The organism is Silicimonas lutimaris (assembly GCF_047314965.1).
Lineage (GTDB): Bacteria > Pseudomonadota > Alphaproteobacteria > Rhodobacterales > Rhodobacteraceae > JAVJUV01.
Window position 1 is genome coordinate 89,180 of record NZ_JBLBVK010000055.1, and the last position, 16,706, is coordinate 105,885.

At 63.4% G+C, this 16,706-nt stretch carries 17 protein-coding genes; 3 read left to right on the forward strand and 14 right to left on the reverse strand.

What is annotated here, in order from left to right:
* Positions 1-53: 53 nt before the first annotated feature.
* Genes ACKLNI_RS16365 through bcoG form a run of 4 tightly spaced genes read right to left on the reverse strand, consistent with a single transcriptional unit; the run spans position 54 to position 3,764 of the window.
* The gene (locus ACKLNI_RS16365; protein WP_413720163.1) at positions 54-1,475 is read right to left on the reverse strand and encodes a carnitine 3-dehydrogenase; all 1,422 of its coding nucleotides are present in this window, start codon (positions 1,473-1,475) and stop codon (positions 54-56) included.
* Positions 1,472-2,236, reverse strand: coding sequence for an SDR family oxidoreductase (locus ACKLNI_RS16370; protein ID WP_413720164.1), 765 nt, complete (start codon positions 2,234-2,236; stop codon positions 1,472-1,474). The genes ACKLNI_RS16365 and ACKLNI_RS16370 overlap by 4 nt, the downstream gene beginning before the upstream one ends.
* Complete coding sequence (locus ACKLNI_RS16375) at positions 2,233-2,859, reverse strand: SGNH/GDSL hydrolase family protein (RefSeq protein WP_413720165.1); 627 nt, start codon at positions 2,857-2,859, stop codon at positions 2,233-2,235. Before ACKLNI_RS16375 ends, ACKLNI_RS16370 begins: the two co-directional genes overlap by 4 nt.
* On the reverse strand, positions 2,856-3,764 hold the full coding sequence (gene bcoG, locus ACKLNI_RS16380; protein WP_413720166.1) for a 3-dehydrocarnitine:acetyl-CoA trimethylamine transferase BcoG: 909 nt from the start codon (positions 3,762-3,764) through the stop codon (positions 2,856-2,858). The genes ACKLNI_RS16375 and bcoG overlap by 4 nt, the downstream gene beginning before the upstream one ends.
* A gap of 69 nt (positions 3,765-3,833) precedes the next feature.
* Between bcoG and ACKLNI_RS16385 the strand changes: the two genes are divergently transcribed.
* Complete coding sequence (locus tag ACKLNI_RS16385) at positions 3,834-4,808, forward strand: GlxA family transcriptional regulator (protein ID WP_413720167.1); 975 nt, start codon at positions 3,834-3,836, stop codon at positions 4,806-4,808.
* A 21-nt stretch (positions 4,809-4,829) separates the two neighbouring features.
* Here the strand turns inward: ACKLNI_RS16385 and ACKLNI_RS16390 are convergent, their stop codons facing one another.
* The 3 genes from ACKLNI_RS16390 to ACKLNI_RS16400 all read right to left on the reverse strand — a co-directional run bounded on the left by ACKLNI_RS16390 (position 4,830) and on the right by ACKLNI_RS16400 (position 7,798).
* Positions 4,830-6,047, reverse strand: a complete 1,218-nt coding sequence (locus tag ACKLNI_RS16390; protein ID WP_413720168.1) for a phenylacetate--CoA ligase family protein — start codon at positions 6,045-6,047, stop codon at positions 4,830-4,832.
* Complete coding sequence (locus tag ACKLNI_RS16395) at positions 6,044-6,292, reverse strand: hypothetical protein (protein ID WP_413720169.1); 249 nt, start codon at positions 6,290-6,292, stop codon at positions 6,044-6,046. The genes ACKLNI_RS16390 and ACKLNI_RS16395 overlap by 4 nt, the downstream gene beginning before the upstream one ends.
* A gap of 525 nt (positions 6,293-6,817) precedes the next feature.
* The gene (locus ACKLNI_RS16400) at positions 6,818-7,798 is read right to left on the reverse strand and encodes an NADPH:quinone reductase (RefSeq protein ID WP_413720170.1); all 981 of its coding nucleotides are present in this window, start codon (positions 7,796-7,798) and stop codon (positions 6,818-6,820) included.
* 283 nt (positions 7,799-8,081) lie between these two features.
* Here ACKLNI_RS16400 and ACKLNI_RS16405 point away from each other — a divergent pair, with 283 nt between their 5' ends.
* Positions 8,082-8,798 (forward strand): hypothetical protein, encoded by a 717-nt coding sequence (locus ACKLNI_RS16405; protein WP_413720171.1) that lies wholly within the window; start codon positions 8,082-8,084, stop codon positions 8,796-8,798.
* A 4-nt stretch (positions 8,799-8,802) separates the two neighbouring features.
* Here the strand turns inward: ACKLNI_RS16405 and ACKLNI_RS16410 are convergent, their stop codons facing one another.
* The 3 genes from ACKLNI_RS16410 to ACKLNI_RS16420 all read right to left on the reverse strand — a co-directional run bounded on the left by ACKLNI_RS16410 (position 8,803) and on the right by ACKLNI_RS16420 (position 12,098).
* Entirely contained in the window at positions 8,803-9,627 is an 825-nt protein-coding gene (locus ACKLNI_RS16410) for an ABC transporter ATP-binding protein (protein ID WP_413720172.1), read from the reverse strand.
* A gap of 73 nt (positions 9,628-9,700) precedes the next feature.
* Positions 9,701-10,981, reverse strand: coding sequence for an ABC transporter substrate-binding protein (locus ACKLNI_RS16415; protein WP_413720173.1), 1,281 nt, complete (start codon positions 10,979-10,981; stop codon positions 9,701-9,703).
* Positions 10,982-11,021: 40 nt separating this feature from the next.
* Positions 11,022-12,098 (reverse strand): branched-chain amino acid ABC transporter permease, encoded by a 1,077-nt coding sequence (locus ACKLNI_RS16420; protein ID WP_413720174.1) that lies wholly within the window; start codon positions 12,096-12,098, stop codon positions 11,022-11,024.
* Positions 12,099-12,169: 71 nt separating this feature from the next.
* On the opposite strand from ACKLNI_RS16420, the gene ACKLNI_RS16425 reads away from it, so the two are divergent.
* Positions 12,170-12,409 (forward strand): hypothetical protein, encoded by a 240-nt coding sequence (locus tag ACKLNI_RS16425; protein WP_413720175.1) that lies wholly within the window; start codon positions 12,170-12,172, stop codon positions 12,407-12,409.
* A gap of 23 nt (positions 12,410-12,432) precedes the next feature.
* On the opposite strand, the gene ACKLNI_RS16430 is transcribed toward ACKLNI_RS16425, so the two are convergent.
* The 4 genes from ACKLNI_RS16430 to ACKLNI_RS16445 form a co-directional block, all read right to left on the reverse strand.
* On the reverse strand, positions 12,433-12,678 hold the full coding sequence (locus tag ACKLNI_RS16430; RefSeq protein WP_413720176.1) for a hypothetical protein: 246 nt from the start codon (positions 12,676-12,678) through the stop codon (positions 12,433-12,435).
* A gap of 2 nt (positions 12,679-12,680) precedes the next feature.
* Positions 12,681-13,667 carry a branched-chain amino acid ABC transporter permease gene (locus ACKLNI_RS16435; protein ID WP_413720177.1) on the reverse strand — a complete coding sequence of 329 codons (987 nt, stop codon included), beginning with the start codon at positions 13,665-13,667 and terminating at the stop codon, positions 12,681-12,683.
* 77 nt (positions 13,668-13,744) lie between these two features.
* A complete protein-coding gene (locus ACKLNI_RS16440) occupies positions 13,745-14,563 on the reverse strand; it encodes an ABC transporter ATP-binding protein (protein ID WP_413720178.1) in 819 nt (272 codons plus the stop codon).
* Complete coding sequence (locus tag ACKLNI_RS16445; RefSeq protein ID WP_413720179.1) at positions 14,560-16,536, reverse strand: AMP-binding protein; 1,977 nt, start codon at positions 16,534-16,536, stop codon at positions 14,560-14,562. The genes ACKLNI_RS16440 and ACKLNI_RS16445 overlap by 4 nt, the downstream gene beginning before the upstream one ends.
* Positions 16,537-16,706: the final 170 nt, after the last annotated feature.

Sequence of the window (16,706 nt, forward strand, 5' to 3'; positions counted from 1 at the left end):
GCCGGGGGCTCCGCCCCCGGACCCCCGCCATACTTGCGCCAGGAAGAAAGCCATCAGTCCCGCCCCTCCGCGTGGGCGCGCGCCATCGCCTCCATTTTCGCCGCCATGTCGGGCGGCGGGGGAGCAGAGCGGCGGGTGGCCATGTCCACATGAAGGAGGATCTGGTCGCCTTCGGCCAGAAGCTCTTCGTCGCCCTCGCGGATCATCCGGTGGGTAACGCGCAGCTTCTTGCCCTTCACCTCCTCGATGCGCGTCTCGCAGCGCACCCGGTCGCCCGCCATCGCCTCGGCGCGGTAGGCGGTGTTGCTCTGAACGGTGAAGAAGGAGGATCCGCTGTCGATCATCTCCGGCCCGGCTCCGAACTCGCGCAGCAGTTCATCCGTGCCGTCCGACCAGATCTGGCCGTACCGGCTTTCGTTCATGTGCCCGTTGTAGTCGGTCCAGTCGACCGGGATCACCCGGCGCGCCGTGATCGCCGGGACGGCGGCGAGGTCGGCCGCCCGCCCCGCCGCGGGGATCGAGGCCTCGTGCTCCGCGATGAGCGCGCCCGCCGCGTTGCCTCGCGCCCTGAGCGCCCGCATCATCGAGATCAGGTTGGTATCGCGCTTGCGCTCCAGCTCGCGGATCGTCATGTGTCCCGACTGCGCGTCGGACTGGTCGCCGATCGCGCGGATCAGCTCGTCGGTCAGCTCCGGCACATCCATCAGCTTGGTCCAGGGCCAGCTGAGGCAGGGCCCGAACTGGGCGATGAAATGCGCCATGCCGCCTTCGCCGCCCGCGATCCGGTAGGTCTCGAACAGCCCCATCTGCGCCCAGCGGAGCCCGAAGCCGTAACGGATCGCGTTGTCGATTTCCTCGGTCGTGGCGATGCCGTCCCGGACCAGCCAGAGCGCCTCGCGCCAGACTGCCTCGAGGAAACGGTCGGCGATATGGGCGTCGATTTCCTTGCGGACTTCCAGAGGATAGAGACCCCAGCCCTTCAGGAATCCCTTGGCGCGTTCGATGATCGCGGGGACCGCGCCCTCGCCCGGCACGACCTCGATCAGCGGCAACAGGTAGACCGGGTTGAACGGATGGGCGACGAAGACGCGCGCGCCGGTCGCCATGCCTTCGCGGAGTTCCGAGGGCTTGAAGCCGGAGGTGGAGGAGCCAAGCGGCGCGTCCGGGTTCGCCGCCTCGATCTCGGCATAGACCCTGTGCTTGAGGTCGAGCCGTTCCGGCACGCTTTCCTGGATGTAATCGGCCCCCTCGACCGCCTCGGCGATGGTCTTCGCCCAGGTCAGCCGGCCTTCGGGCGGAAGCGCCCGGTCATAGAGCATCGGGAGCGCCCAGCGCGCGTTCACCAGCACCTCGCCGATCTTGCGCTCCGCTTCCGGATCGGGGTCGTAGATCACCACGTCCCAGCCATTCAGGAGGAACCGCGCGGCCCAGCCGCCGCCGATCACGCCCCCGCCAATCACCGCTGCCTTGCTCATGCGCTGTTCGTCTCCGTATGTCCGTCTATGGCGATCGCCTGCCCGCTGATCTTCGACGCGCCGGGCGAGGCCAGCCACAGAACCGTGTCGGCCACGTCATCCGCCGTGACCCATGTTTTCAGCGACGTGCCCGACGCATACTCGCGGCGGATCACTTCCGGGTCCTTGCCGCTCGCCGCCGCCTGGTTCTTCAACATCCGTTCCATCCGCGGCCCTTCGACCGCGCCCGGGCAGATCGCGTTCACGCGCACGCCCGCCGGGCCCAACTCCATCGCCAGCGTCTTCATCAGCCCGATGATCCCCCACTTGGCCGCGGCATAGGGCGACCGGTTGGGATGGCCCCACTGGCCGGAGGTGGACGAGGTCAGGACGATCAGCCCGGAGCCGGCCGCCCGCATCACCCGCGCCGCCCAGCGGCAGGTCAGGTATGCCCCGTCCAGATTGACCGCGATGCAGTCGCGCCAGTCCTGGAACGCCAGCGTTTCGATCCGCCCGGCCGGCCCCCCGGTGCCAGCATTCGCGCAGACCACATCCGCGCCGCCCCAATCCGCCTCGATCCGGGCGAGAAACGCATCCATCGCGGCCTCGTCCCGCACATCCACCGCCTCGGCGCGAATGCCGGGGTTTGCGGCGGCGAAGCCCGCCACGGCTGTGGCATCCGCGTCGCAAACCGCCACCCGGTCGCCCTCTGCCGCGAAGCGTTCCGCCATCCGTGCCCCGATCCCCGAGGCGCCGCCCGTGATCACCACCCGGCGGCTCACGTGAAGATCGTCCTGACCTTGGCGGCCACCGCGCGGCCAAGCGTGCCATGGGCCGCGGCGGACAAATGGACGCCGTCGAGCTCGTCGACTTCGATCAGCGTGCCCGCATCCACGAACTCGGCACCGTTCTCACGCGCGAAGCGTTCCATCTGCGCGGGCAGGCCCGCCAGCCGCGCCTCGGCGCCCCGAAAGATCTCGGCAAGATCGCCCCGCTCCTTCACCGGCGCAGGGCAGATCACCATCGAGCGGCTCACGATCTCCAGCTTGGCGGCTTCCTTCAAAAGCCGTGCCACGCCCAGCGCCACGTCCTGCGGCCCGAGATTGAAGCGCTGCTTGAGGTCGTTGGTGCCCAGCTTGATGATCAGAAGGTCGATCGGACGGTGCGACTCCAGGATGGCCCGGAAGCTTCGGAGACCGTTGCGGTATTCACCCTCGACCGGGTCATCGAACACGGTCGTCCGGCCCGGCAGGCCTTCGACCACCACATCCCAGCCCGCCCCGAGTTCGGCTTCCATCACACCGGCCCAGCGCACATGCTTGGGGTGAATCGGATCGCTGCCCAGCGCGGGCATCGGCCCGGTGCCGAAGGTGTTGGAGTCGCCGTAGCACAGAATGCGCTTCATACCGGCGCCCTCTTCGTGAGGTTCAGCTTCGCGCGCACTTCGTCCGGCCCGATCACCCGCGCGCCAAGCCCCTCGATGATGCCGACCGCACGTTCGACAAGCTGTTCGTTCGTCGCCAGTTGTCCCTTGCCGAGCCAGAGGTTGTCCTCCAGCCCGACCCGCACGTTACCCCCCGCCAGAACGGCGGCTGCGACATATGCCATCTGGTTCCGGCCGAGCGAGAAGGCGCTGAAGGTCCAGTCCTTGGGCACGTTATTCACCATCGCCATGAAGGTGTTCAGGTCGTCCGGCGCGCCCCACGGCACGCCCATGCACAGCTGGACCAGCGCGGGGCCTTTCAGAACGCCCTCCTCCACCAATTGCTTGGCGAACCAGAGATGGCCCGTGTCGAAGGCCTCGATCTCGGGCAGGACGCCCAGCTCCGTCATCATGCCGCCCATCGCCCGCAGCATGCCGGGCGTGTTGGTCATCACGTAATCGGCTTCCGCGAAATTCATCGTGCCGCAGTCCAGCGTGCAAATCTCCGGCCGGCATTCGGCCACGTGGACAACGCGCTCGGTGGCCCCCGCCATGTCGGTTCCGTTCGAGAGCGGCAAGGGAGATTCGACCGGCCCGAACACCATGTCGCCACCCATCCCCGCCGTCAGGTTCAGCACCACGTCGGTATCGGCGTCGCGAATCCGGTCGGTCACCTCGCGGAACATCTTCGGATCGCGGCTCGGCGCGCCGGTCTCGGGATCGCGCACGTGGCAATGCACCACGGCCGCCCCGGCCTTGGCCGCTGCAATGGCGCTGTCGGCGATCTCTTTCGGCGAGCGGGGCACATGGGGGCTTCGGTCCTGCGTCGAGCCTGATCCGGTTACGGCACAGGTGATAAAGACCTCGCGGTTCATCTCTAGCGGCATCGGTATCCTCCCTTTGGCAAAGACGTTACGTGGCTTGACGCCATTCATTGTGCTGTTTTAGCGTCCATCATGCCGAATTGGATCATTCCGAACGACCGCACCCAAAGGATCAGCTTCGTGCTGTTCGACCGGTTTTCGAACCACGGTTTCGCCAATGCGCTGGAGCCGCTCCGGGCCGCGAACACCTTTCTGGGGCGTGCCGCCTATGACTGGACGATCCTCACGCTCGACGGAGGGCCGGTGCGCACATCCGCCGGCGTCACCATCCTGCCCGACGGGCGTTTCGACGGAACCGCCTCGGGCGACGCGCTGATCCTGCTGCCCAGCTACGGCTATCGAGATTTCGCGACACCGGCGCTTGCCCGCACGCTGCGAGCCGCCTCGAAACGCTTCGGCGCGCTGATCGGGCTTGACGCGGGTGCCTGGCTGCTGGCTTCTGCCGGGCTCCTCGACGGCTATCGCGCCACGATCCATTTCGACGAGTTCGACGCCTTCTCCGAACGCTTCCCCGAGGTGAACGCGACCCGCGCCCGCTGGGTCGACGACGGCGACCGCCTGACAGCCGCGGGCGCCGTTACCTCCTTCGAGATGATGATGGCGCTGATCGCCCGCACCCACGGCACCGCGCTGACGCTCCGGATCGCGTCACTTTTCTCGGCCCCCGACCCGTCCGCCCCGGGCCCGCTAGCGCCCCGGGGCAGCGACCGGCGCGTGGCGCGTGCAGTGGCGCTGATGGAGGACAACGTGGAACGGCCGATGGCATTGCCCGCCGTCGCCACAAGGGTCGGGTGCAGCCAGCGTGATCTCGAAGCACGTTTCGCGCGCGCCTTCGGCGCCACGCCCAGGCAGGTCTATACACATATCCGCCTGACCGCAGCGCACCGGCTTGTGACGGAGACGCCGCTCTCGATCGCGGAAATCGCCGGGAGAACGGGTTACGACGACGCCAGCGCCTTCAGTCGCGCCTTCCGACGGGAATTCGGCGAGGCACCTCGCAGCCTGCGCGCCCAGCACGACGGCCCGAGCGTCCGGCAGACCGCCTGACGGTTTCGACCGGGCAACGCCTTAGTCGTAGCTGCGCGTATCCTCGATCACGACGCCGTCGCGCGGCAGGCTGCCCGGCGCGACCCGTTCGATCGTCCCGGAAAGCTTCAGCACTTCTCGAACGCTCGTCGCGACGGCGTCCGCGTCGATGCCCTCGCCCTCGACGCGCACGACCATCGTATCCGCTTCGCCTTCGCGGCCTGCAATGACACGGGCGCGGGCGACCTCCGGGTGGCGCGCAACCAGCGCCGCAACCTGCTCGGGGCGAACGAACATGCCCTTGATCTTGGTGGTCTGGTCGGCGCGACCCATCCAGCCCCGGATGCGCATATTGGTCCGCCCGCAGGGACTTTCCCCCGGCAAGACCGCCGACAGATCGCCCGTGGCGAAGCGGATCAGCGGATAGTCGCGGTTGAAACTCGTGACGACGACCTCGCCGACCTCACCCTCCGCCACCGGATCACCGGTGCCGGGCGTCACGATCTCGACGATCACGCCCTCGTCCACGATCATGCCGTCCATGGCCGGCGTCTCGTAGGCGATCAGGCCCAGGTCCGCCGTCGCATAACACTGAAGGCAGGATATGCCCCTGTCCGCATAGTACTGGCGCAGCGACGGAAACAGCGCCCCGCCGGATACCGCCGCCTTGGTGATTTTCAGGGTCAGCCCCAGGGCATCGGCCTTCTCGAGGATCACTTTCAGATAGTCCGGCGTGCCGGCATAGACCGTCACGCCCATGTCGGCCGCCGCCTGCGCCTGCAACTCGGTCTGCCCCGTTCCGGCAGGGAACACCGCCGCACCCACCGCTTCGGCGCCACTTTCAAAGATCATGCCCGCCGGGGTCATGTGATAGCCGAAACAGTTCTGGACGATATCGCCGCGGCCCACGCCCGCGGCATGCAGGAAACGGCCCAACCGCCACCAGTCGCCGCCGCGCATCCCCGGTTCGTTGATCGGGCCCGGAGACTGGTGCAGATGATCGAACTGATGAGCCGCACGCGTCGTCAGGCCGCCAAAGGGCGGGGTCGCCTGCTGAAGCGCCACGAGATCCGACTTGCGCAGAACCGGAAGCGCCGCCAGCGCCTCGCGCCCGTCGATCGCGGCGGCATCGATATTCTTCAGACCCGCATATCCGGGCAACTTCTGCGCCACTGCGATCTGCTTTGGCAATGTCTCGGCGATCAGAGCGGCCCTTTCCCCGGCGCTCTGAGTTTCAAACTCGTCGTATGGTTGCTTCATTCCGTCTCGCTGTCGTCCCGGTCGTAAAGGTACAGCGTCACCATGCCGTCCAGGCGGTCTGCCCACAAGACCGCCTCGCGCACGGAAATGCCGTCACGCTCGGCATAGTCGATCTCGACCCCTATTCCGAACTCGACCTTGTCGGAGTCGTCCGCCGCATTGTCTTTCGCCGCAGACTCCACCACCGCAAGAACGGAACTCCAGCGATACGGGCGCGACCGCAAGTCGATGAAATTAACAATCATATTTTCCCCACACGTCCGAAATATCTAACTTCGGCTATGCTTCTTTCTCAAATCAAATCCGGCTTTATTCAAGAAAATCTCAATATCTGCTGAATGCTGGTCCCGCTTTCCGCACAATCATGCGCTTTGGGCAATACAATTTCTTAAATCTGCGGTTGATTTGCTCTTCCGGGCGACATTGCTGCAATCAGATCATTTGCACAGCAGGTCTTGAGGGGCACTCTCTTCCGGGACTGGATTTCGGAGGCCAAAGCCTGCCCGATGGAGTGTCGCGGCCCGCAATCGCGGACCGCGCACTGATCGTTCGCTTGCGTATTCCGCCGGGCGTCAGCCCATCAGCAAGACCAGCGCGGGTGCGCCAAGCATACCCGCCGTGATCAGCGTCATCGCAAGGGTAAGGCCCTTGAACATGAGAAGTCCTCTTCGCTCGTGTTTCTTGTCCACGGTGACCTAGCGGGCGAGGCGCACGCGCGTATGCGTCCGCCTGTCGCACTAAGCCGAAAAAAACTCGAGAAATGTTAAGCGTCAGACCGAGAGGACAACCGTCCCCATCTTCTCTCCCGCCATCACCCGGTCATGGGCGGCGGCCGCATCCGCAAGGCCTCCACCCGAAACCACCGCATGGCTCAGCGCGCCGCTCTCCAGCCAGTGCCCCAGCACCGCAGCGCCCCGGGCCTGCGTTTCCGGCGCGATCTGGTAGACGATCAGCATTCTCAGCGTCACATCCTTGAACATGAACGGGTAGAAGAACAGCTTCGGCTCCATCACGCCAGCGGACGCATAAGAGGCGATCACGCCGCCCGGCCGGATCAGCGCCAGCGATGCGGCCTGGTTCATGCCGAAATCCACTTCGACGATCCGGTCGACCCCGGCGCCATCCGTCATCTCCATCACGGCGCCCGCCACGTCAGTATCGCGGTAATTCACCCATTCCTCCGCCGTGGAATGACGCGCCTTTTCCGCGGACGAGACCGTGGTGATCACCCGCGACCCGGCCAGCCGGGCCATCTGGCAGGCATAACGCCCGACCGTCCCGGCCCCGCCCGTCACCAGCACGGTCTTGCCCGTCAGGTCTGCACCGTCGCCGAACAGCGCGTACCACGCCGTCATCGCAGGAATGCCGAAACAGGCGCCCTCCTCGAAGGTCGTTCCATCTGGCAGGCGTCGCGCCTGCTCCGCGGGCAAGGCAATCAGTTCCGCCGCCGTGCCGGATGCACGCTGCCACTGACCATTCCAAAGCCAGACCCGCTCGCCGATGCGTGAGGAATCCACGCCTTCGCCCACCGCCTCGATGACGCCTGCCCCGTCCGAATGCGGAACGATCCGCGGAAATTGCATCACCGCGCCCGGCCTTGCGCCTGCGCGCAGCTTCACGTCCGACGGGTTCACGCCCGACGCCTTTACCCGCACCAGAACCTCGCCCGGCCCCGGTCGGGGATCGGGCATTTCGCCCAGCGTCAGAACCTCGGCCGCGGGCCCGAAACGCTCATACCAAAGTGCTCTCATGCCTCCTTTAGAAAACCGGATCGCGGCAGCTTCAAGTGCTTTCCGCAAAAGGGTAATGTATGCAATTGCATACCGTGGCGCTTGGTCACATCCAAACCAAACCAAGATTGGTGTAAAGGCAGCCTGACATTCTCAAGAGACCTTCTGCCATGTCCGTTACCTTGACCCCCAATGCCCCCCGACAGTAAGCAAGACAGAGATAGAAGCGCGAATTTCGTTCCTCGAACAGGACGAGATCCTCGACATCGATCTGTCCAACCTGACACTCGAAAACTCCGCCGACGTGAACATGCTCTACGACGTGATCGAAGACCGGATCGAACAAAGCGGCGAGCCGCTCTGGTACTTCCTGATCAATTACAAGGGCACGCGGATCGAACCCGGCGCCTGGTTCGCCTACGGACGGCGTGGCAAGGACCTGAACCTCGCGCATTCCATGGGCAGCGTGCGCTATGACACGACCGAGGAAACCCGGGCTCAGATCGAACGCTCGGCGGGCACCGACAATTTCGACCCCAACCTCTTCGCCGACCGGGCCGACGCGATCGAACGCCTTCGGTCGCTTCCTTCCAAGCGCGAAGCCCGGATCGTCCACGTTCCGAACTACGTCCCCGGCACCTTTGCCGCGCGCGTCAGTTTCCTGCCGGATCAGGACATCATGGAGGTCGATTTCTCTAACATCACCTTCGCACATTCGCGCGACGTGGATGACTGTTACGACGAGATCGAAGCTCGGCTGAAAGAGACCGGGCGCAAGTGGTACTTCCTCGTCAACTACGAGAACACCAAGATCTTCTCTGAAGCCTGGATTCGCTATGGCGCCCGAGGCAAGGCACTGAATGAGGGATGGTCTCTCGGGTCCGTCCGCTATGCCCCCGGCTCCGAGACGGAAACCGACATTCGGCTTCGCGCCGAATCCCGCGGCTTCCGGCCGAATATCCGCAACACCCGCGAGGAAGCGATGCAGCGGATCGACGAGATGAAGGCCGAAGTGTCCTGAGCGATCAGCTCAGCCAGCGCTTCCGCCGCCGGTACGACCGCACGTCGCGGAACGATTTGCGCCCCTCGTCCGAGACGCCAAGGTAGAATTCCTTGACGTCCGGGTTCTCGCGCAGTTCCGCGGCCGGTCCGTCCATCACCACGCGGCCCGATTCAAGGATATAGCCGTAGTGCGCGAACCGTAGCGCCACGTTGGTGTTCTGTTCGGCCAGAAGGAACGACACGCCTTCGTTTTCGTTCAGGCTTTTGACGATCCCGAAAATTTCCTCGACCAACTGCGGGGCCAGACCCATCGAGGGTTCGTCCAGAAGGATGGTTTCCGGCCGGCTCATCAGAGCGCGCCCAATGGCTGTCATCTGCTGCTCGCCGCCCGAGGTATAGCCCGCCTGGCTCTTCCGGCGCTCCTTCAGCCGCGGGAAATAGGTGTAGACCAGTTCGAGATCCTCGGCGATCTTCGCGCCGCCATCGCGCCGCGTATAGGCGCCCGTAAGCAGGTTTTCCTCGACGGTCAGATGCTCGAAACAGTGGCGGCCTTCCATCACCTGGATCACGCCGCGCTTGACCAGCGCCGCCGGGTCCAGGTCCTGCACCCGCTCGCCGCGATACACGATCGAACCCTTGGTGACCTCGCCCCGCTCCGAGCGCAGAAGGTTGGAAACAGCCTTCAACGTCGTGGTCTTGCCCGCGCCATTGCCGCCCAGAAGAGCGGTGATCCCGCCCTCTTTCACGGTCAGCGAGACACCTTTAAGGACGAGGATCACGTGGTTGTAGATCACCTCGATATTGTTGACCTCCAGAAGAGGCGTGTCGGTCTTCCCCGCGTCGAGCATCTCTCTCTCCGTTAAGCCCCCCGGCCTGTCGGCCGGAGGGCGCGTAGGCCGGGCATCAGCCCGGCAGCCACGATCAGTTGCAGCGTTCGCTGATGCTGTTCTCCGCCGCGTATGCGGCCGAGTCTTCCATGATCAGCGGCATGATCACGTCACGGTTCGACGAGATGAAGTCGGTGATCGCTTCCCACTTCTGGGCGGATGCATCCCACTGCTGAACAAGAGCCTTGCCCGGTCCGCCGTGGTTTTCACAGCTCACAGCGAAAGTCGGGCCGAAATTCGGCATACCCAGCTCTTCGAGCCGCGCAGGCGTCAGTTCCAGCGCTTCCATACCGTCACGCATCTGTGCCGGGGTAATGTCGGCCACGCCGTGAATCTTCTGCGCGGTCGCGATCGCTTCGGAGGCCAGCATCGCCGCGTACATGCCGCGGTTGTACTGAACTTGCCCAAGGCTCGTTCCGTCACCTGCCGCCTTTCCCGCATCAACGACGAACTTCTGTATGTCGTCGAAGATCGGGAAGTCACGGCCGACTGCGGTGAAGTTGGTCGACTTGTAGCCATTGGCGCCATCGCCTGCAGGCAGCACGTCAGGCTCGGCACCGGACCACCACACGCCGATGAAATTCTCCATCGGGAAGCGGATGTTCGCGGCCTCCTGCACGGCGACCTGGTTCATCACGCCCCAGCCCCAGAAGAATACGAAGTCGGGGCGCTCGCGGCGGATCTGAAGCCACTGGGACTTCTGCTCCTGGCCCGGGCTGTCGACCGGAATGAGCGTCAGCTCATAGCCTTCCAGTTTCGACAGTTCCTCCAGCGTGCGGATCGGCTCCTTGCCATAGGCCGAGTTATGGTACAGCAGCGCGATCTTCTTGCCTTCGAGACTTCCGTCCGAGACGTCCTTTGCATGGGTCACCATGATCGACGCCGCGTCCCAGTAGCTTCCCGGATAGTTGAAGACCCACTCGAACACCTTGCCGTTAGCGGCGGATGTCCGGCCATAGCCCATCGAATGGATCGGGATGCCGTCGGCGCTGGCTTTCGGGATCAGCTGATAGGTGATCCCTGTCGAGAGCGGCTGATACACCAGCGCGCCTTCACCCTTGGTCGCCTCATAGCATTCGACGCCTTTTTCTGTATTGTAGCCCGTCTCGCATTCCAGCACGCGCACAGGTACGCCGCCGATGCCCCCATCGCGTTCGTTCAGAAGCGTGAAGTAGTCCTGATAGCCGTCCGAGAACGGAATACCGCCCGCGGCGAACGGTCCCGTCCGGTAGCTGAGATCCGGGATCACGAGTTCGGCGACGGCCGGAGCGGCCGTCATCATGGCCAAGGCCGTGGCCGCAATAATTTTCTTCATTCTTCTTCCTCCCTTTTTTCGGTTCACGATGCGCCCCTCCCTAATGCGGGAAGGGCCATAGTCTCAGTTTTTCTTTCGCCAGGCGCCAAAGCTGCGCCAGGCCGTGCGGTTCCAGGATCAGGAACGCCATGATCAAACCGCCGACGATCACCAGCTGAAGATGTGCCACCAGATCCGTGGGCCAGCCTAGGATGTCCGCGCCGACCACCTTCAGAACCACGGGCAGCACCACCAGGAAGGCCGCGCCTGCGAAGCTGCCGAAGATGCTTCCCAGCCCGCCGATGATGATCATGAACAGGACAAGAAACGATTTCTGGATGCCGAATGCCTCGCCCACCTCGACCGCGCCAAGGTAGACCGAGAAGAACAAGGCCCCCGCGATGCCGATATAGAACGACGAAACGGCAAAGGCCGTCAGCTTGGCGCGCAGCGGGTTCACCCCGATGATTTCGGCGGCGATGTCCATGTCGCGGATCGCCATCCACTGCCGGCCCTGCATGCCGCGGGTCAGGTTCCGCGCGATCAGCGCCAGCGCCACCAGGAACACCAGACAGATCATGTACTGCGCCCAGGGTTCGGTGTTCGGACCGGTCACGATGATCCCGGCCACCGACCGCTCCGGCGCGCTGATCTGTCCCGAGGCCGAGTAGTTGTAGAACCACGGCACCCGGTTGAAGAGCCAGACCAGGAAGAATTGCGCCGCCAGCGTGGCGACCGCCAGGTAGAAACCCTTGATCCTCAGCGACGGCAGACCGAAAAGAACCCCCACCGCCGCCGTGACGCCGCCCGCCAGGACGATGTGAACAAGGATCGAAACCTCGGGGAAAGCCGTCATCAGCTTGTAACAGGCATAGGCCCCAACCGCCATGAAGCCGCCCGTGCCCAGCGAGACCTGCCCGCAGTAGCCGGTCAGAATGTTGAGCCCGATGGATGCGATGGCATAGATCAGGAACGGCACCAGGATGGCGTTGGCCCAGTAATCGTTGATGACGAAGGGGACCACAAGGAAGGCGGCAAGAAGCGTCGCGTAATACCCCATCCGGTCCAGCTTGATCGGGAAGGTCTGGGTATCCGCGGCATATGTTGTCTTGAAGTCACCCGCCTCGCGATAGATCATGCAAGAGCCTCGATTTCTTGATTTTTCAGAGCGACATGCCCATTTCTGGCCCCGGGGCCGAGGAGAATGCCATGGATAAACAATCCGGAACGTCCGAAATCGTCGACACGATCAAGGAGTTGGGCAAGGACACCGCCCTTGGCCTGTTCCGACTGGTCGGAGTCGTCCTGGCCAGCGGTATCGCGGGCACGGTCATAGGTGCCGGCTTCTGCCTCTGGTACGGCGCACCGATCGGCCTCGCACTCGTGGGCGGCCTTCTCGGCATCGTCCTTGCGCTGGTCGTGCTCTACGCTGTCTACGACGCCTGGTGACATGACTCGCCGGATGCCCTGCATTACCCGATGGTCTCTTCGTTGACCGGGCCTGCACCGGTGGGACGTGCGCGCCCCGGAGCCTTGGCGTAGCCTGTCCGCTCCGCGTGGCGCACAAGCTGCAGATAGGCCCAGACCCCGATCACGGCACCGATGAAAGCCAGGATCGCGGCCACCACCGCGTTCCCGTCCCCGGTCACGGCCAGATAGCCGAAGGCCCAGAACCCCGACCAGGCGATGACGTTCAGAATGGCGATGAGTTTCGTCATGGCTACACCCTCTCGATGATCTTCTCTCCGAACAGCCCCTGCGGGCGGAACACCAGCACGATCAGCGCCAGCACATAGGCGAACCAGTTCTCGGTCGCGCCGCCGATCATGGGGCCGATCAGGAACTCGAACAGTTTTTCACCCATGCCGATGATCAGACCGCCCACGATGGCGCCGGGTATACTGGTGAAGCCGCCCAGCATCAGGACCGGCAGCGCCTTCAGCGCGATCAGCGACAGGCTGAACTGAACCCCCGATTTCGCACCCCACATGATGCCCGCGACAAGGGCCACGAAACCCGCAATGCTCCAGGTCAGCACCCAGATGTAATTCAGGCTGATCCCCACCGACAGCGCCGCCTGGTGATCGTCCGCCACGGCGCGCAGGGCGCGTCCCTGCTTGGTGTACTGGCTGAACATCACCAGCGAAATGACAAGAACCGCGGCGATCACGGTCGCCACGATGTCGAGGTTGTCGATGAAGAAGCCGTAGCCGAAAGCGTTGTAGGTGATCTCGTCGATGGTTGCGTTCAGCCCCTGCGGCAGGCCCACGTCCAGCGTCTTGATGTCCGACCCCCACATCAGGTCACCCACGCCTTCGAGAAAATAGGCAAGCCCGATCGTCGCCATGAAGAGAATGATCGGTTCCTGGTTCACGAGGTGCCTCAGGACAAATCGGTTCACGGCCCAGGCAAAAGCCACCATGACCACCATGGTCAGCACGATCGCTGCCAGCGCGGGCACGTGCCAGCCAAAGTGATGGATGTCGGTGCCGAAGATGTTGTTGATCAGATGGGCAAACGGCACCTGCCCCTCCATGATCCCCACCAGGGTCAGCGCCGCGAACAGCGCCATCACGCCCTGCGCATAGTTGAAGATGCCTGACGCCTTGAAGATCAGTACGAAGCCCAGCGCCACCAGAGCATAGAGCACGCCCGCCATCAGGCCGTTCAGCGTGACCTCCATCGCGAAGAGAAGCTGGTCAGGCATGTCTCACCTCCCGCCGCTGGCACTCGGCGTGCCATACGCTTGCCATACGTTTTGCCGACCGATCGCAGACGGACAGGTCACTCATGCGCCACCCCCAGGTATGCGTCGATGACTTCCTGATTGTTCCGCACCTCATCCGGCGTACCGTCACCGATCTTTTTGCCGTAATCCATCACGACGACCCGGTCGCTGAGGTCCATCACCACGCCCATGTCGTGCTCGATCAGCGCGATGGTCGTTCCGAATTCATCATTTGTATCAAGGATATAGCGGGACATGTCCTCTTTCTCCTCGACGTTCATCCCCGCCATCGGCTCGTCGAGGAGCAAAAGCATCGGCTCGGCCGCGAGCGCGCGGGCCAGTTCCACCCGCTTCTTCAGCCCATAAGGCAGCCGGCCCACAGGAACTTTACGAATGTGCTGTATCTCAAGGAAATCAATGATCTTTTCGACTTTCTCGCGGTTCGCGACCTCTTCCGCTTCGGCCTTTCCCTTCCAGATCGCCTGCGCCAGCATCCCCGACGACATATGGCTGAGACGCCCGGTCATGATGTTGTCCAGAACCGTCATGCCATCGAACAGCGCGATATTCTGGAAGGTCCGCGCAATACCCTGGGCCGCGACTTGATACGGCTTCATCGATGGTCGCCGTGAGCCCTTGAACCAGACCTCACCTTCCTGAGGATGATAAAAGCCGGATATCACGTTGAGCATGCTTGATTTTCCGGCACCGTTCGGCCCGATGATCGCGCGAATTTCGCCCTCGTGGATATCGAACGAGATGTTCTTGATCGCCTCCACGCCACCGAAGCGCAGGGTGATGTTCTTCATCTCCATCAACACGCCGCCGATCTTGCGGCCGTCGGCGGTGGTGTAGTTTCCGGCCATCGCGTTCATTCCGCCGCCTCCAGCGTCGTCGGCCTGACCTCGAAAGTCCTGGCGTCCCTGATTTCCAGCGTCGCCCTGATCGAGCCCTTCCGCCCGTCTTCATAGGTCACTTCCGTCTCGGTCGAGATTTTTGGCGATCCATCGTACAGAGCGTTAACAAGATCGCCGTACTTCTCGGAGATTATGTTCCGGCGCACCTTCCGTGTCCGGGTCAGTTCGCCGTCATCCGCGTCCAGTTCCTTGTGCAGGACAAGGAAGCGGTGAATCTGGCAGCCCGACAGCATCGGATCGGTGCTTAAGGATTCGTTAACCTCTTCGATGTGGCTCTGGATCGTGTCGAGAACCTGCTTGTGCCCCGCCAGTTCCTGATACGAGGCATAGGCGATGTTGTTCCGCTCAGCCCAGTTGCCCACCGCCGTCAGGTCGATGTTGATGAAGGCGGTGCACATGTTGCGATCCGCGCCATGGACCACGGCCTCCAGGATGTTGGGATAGAATTTCAGTTTGTTTTCAACATACTTGGGCGCGAAAAGCGATCCATCCTTCAGCTTGCCCACATCCTTGGCCCGGTCGATGATCCGAAGGTGCCCGGTGCCTTCCTCGATGAACCCTGCATCCCCAGTCGCGACCCAGCCCTCTGCATCCTTGGTGGACGCTGTCGACTCGGGGTTCTTGTAGTACTCCACGAACACGCCTGGTGAGCGATAGAACACCTCACCCGACTCTGCGATCCGCAACTCCACCCCCGGCGACGGCACACCGACCGTGTCGGCCCTGACCTCGTTGTCCGGCTGCTGGGTGATGAAGACCGACGCTTCCGTTTGGCCATACAACTGCTTCAGGTTGATCCCCAAAGAGCGCCAGAAATCGAAAATCTCCGGTCCGATTGCCTCGCCAGCGGTGTAAGCGACACGCACGTGGCTCATGCCTGCGCGGCTTCGCACAGGACCGTAAACGAGGATATCCCCAAGCCAGTATTTAAAACGATCCCAGCCGCTTACCGACTTTCCGTCCAGTATCTGTGGCCCCACCCGCTTGGCGAACGCCATGGCCGTGGTGTAAAGCCACCGCTTGAGCCGACCCGCATCCTCCATGCGGATGGTGATCACCGTGATCCGCTCTTCGAAATACCGGGGCGGCGCGAAGAAATAGGTCGGCCCGATCTCGTGCAGGTTCTCGTACATCGTCGTGGTGTTCTCGGGGCAGCACACGCAGAACCCGCACCAATAGGCCTGCCCCACCGAAAAGATGAAATCCCCCACCCATGCCATCGGCAGGTAGGCCAGGATACTCTCATCCCGCCGCAGGTGATCGAACTCGGCCGAGGCCCGTGACGTCTCGATGATGTTCCGGTTCGACAGCACCACGCCCTTGGGCCGTCCGGTCGTGCCGGACGTATAGAGCATCACGCAGGTGTCGTCCCACCCAAGCGCATCGCTTCGCCGCTTCAGCTCCGCCTCGTGCCGCCCCTTGGCGGCCCGCCCGATGTTCTGCACTTCGGCATAGGGCGTCAGGTGGGTATGGTCGTATTTTCGCATTCCGCGTTTGTCGACATAGATGATGTCGGTCAGCGCGGGCAGCCTGTCCTTGATCTCGATGATCTTGTCGACCTGCTCCTGGTCCTCGACCACGGCAAAACGCGCCCCGCAGTGATCCAGAACATAGGCGATCTCCTCGGCGACCGAATCCTGGTAGACCGGCACCGGCACGGCACCGGCCATCTGGGCCGCCACCATCGTCCAGTAGAAATGCGGACGGTTCCGCCCGATGATGGCGACATAGTCGCCCGGCTCCAGCCCGATATCGAGAAACCCGAGCGCAAGCGCCTCGATCTCCTCGGCAGCTTCAGACCAGGTCCAGCTTTGCCAGATGCCATATTCTTTTTCGCGGTAGGCCGGTTTGTCGCCATACTGGCGGACGTTCCGCGCAAGCAGTCGCGGAATGGATGAAAGCCCGTCGCTTGAAGCAACGCTTGCAGCCAAGTTTTCCTCCCAATCGCCGGTGTCCCGACACCGATCTCTGCCGGCTCGGTTACAATCTTTCCCGCGACTCCCCCTGATCGTCAAATGATTTTTTTGAACGAGCGTTCATATACGCGGAATCGCTTTTTTCGTGCAGCCGCCGGAACGCCGCGCTAGGACGGGTTCGAAAG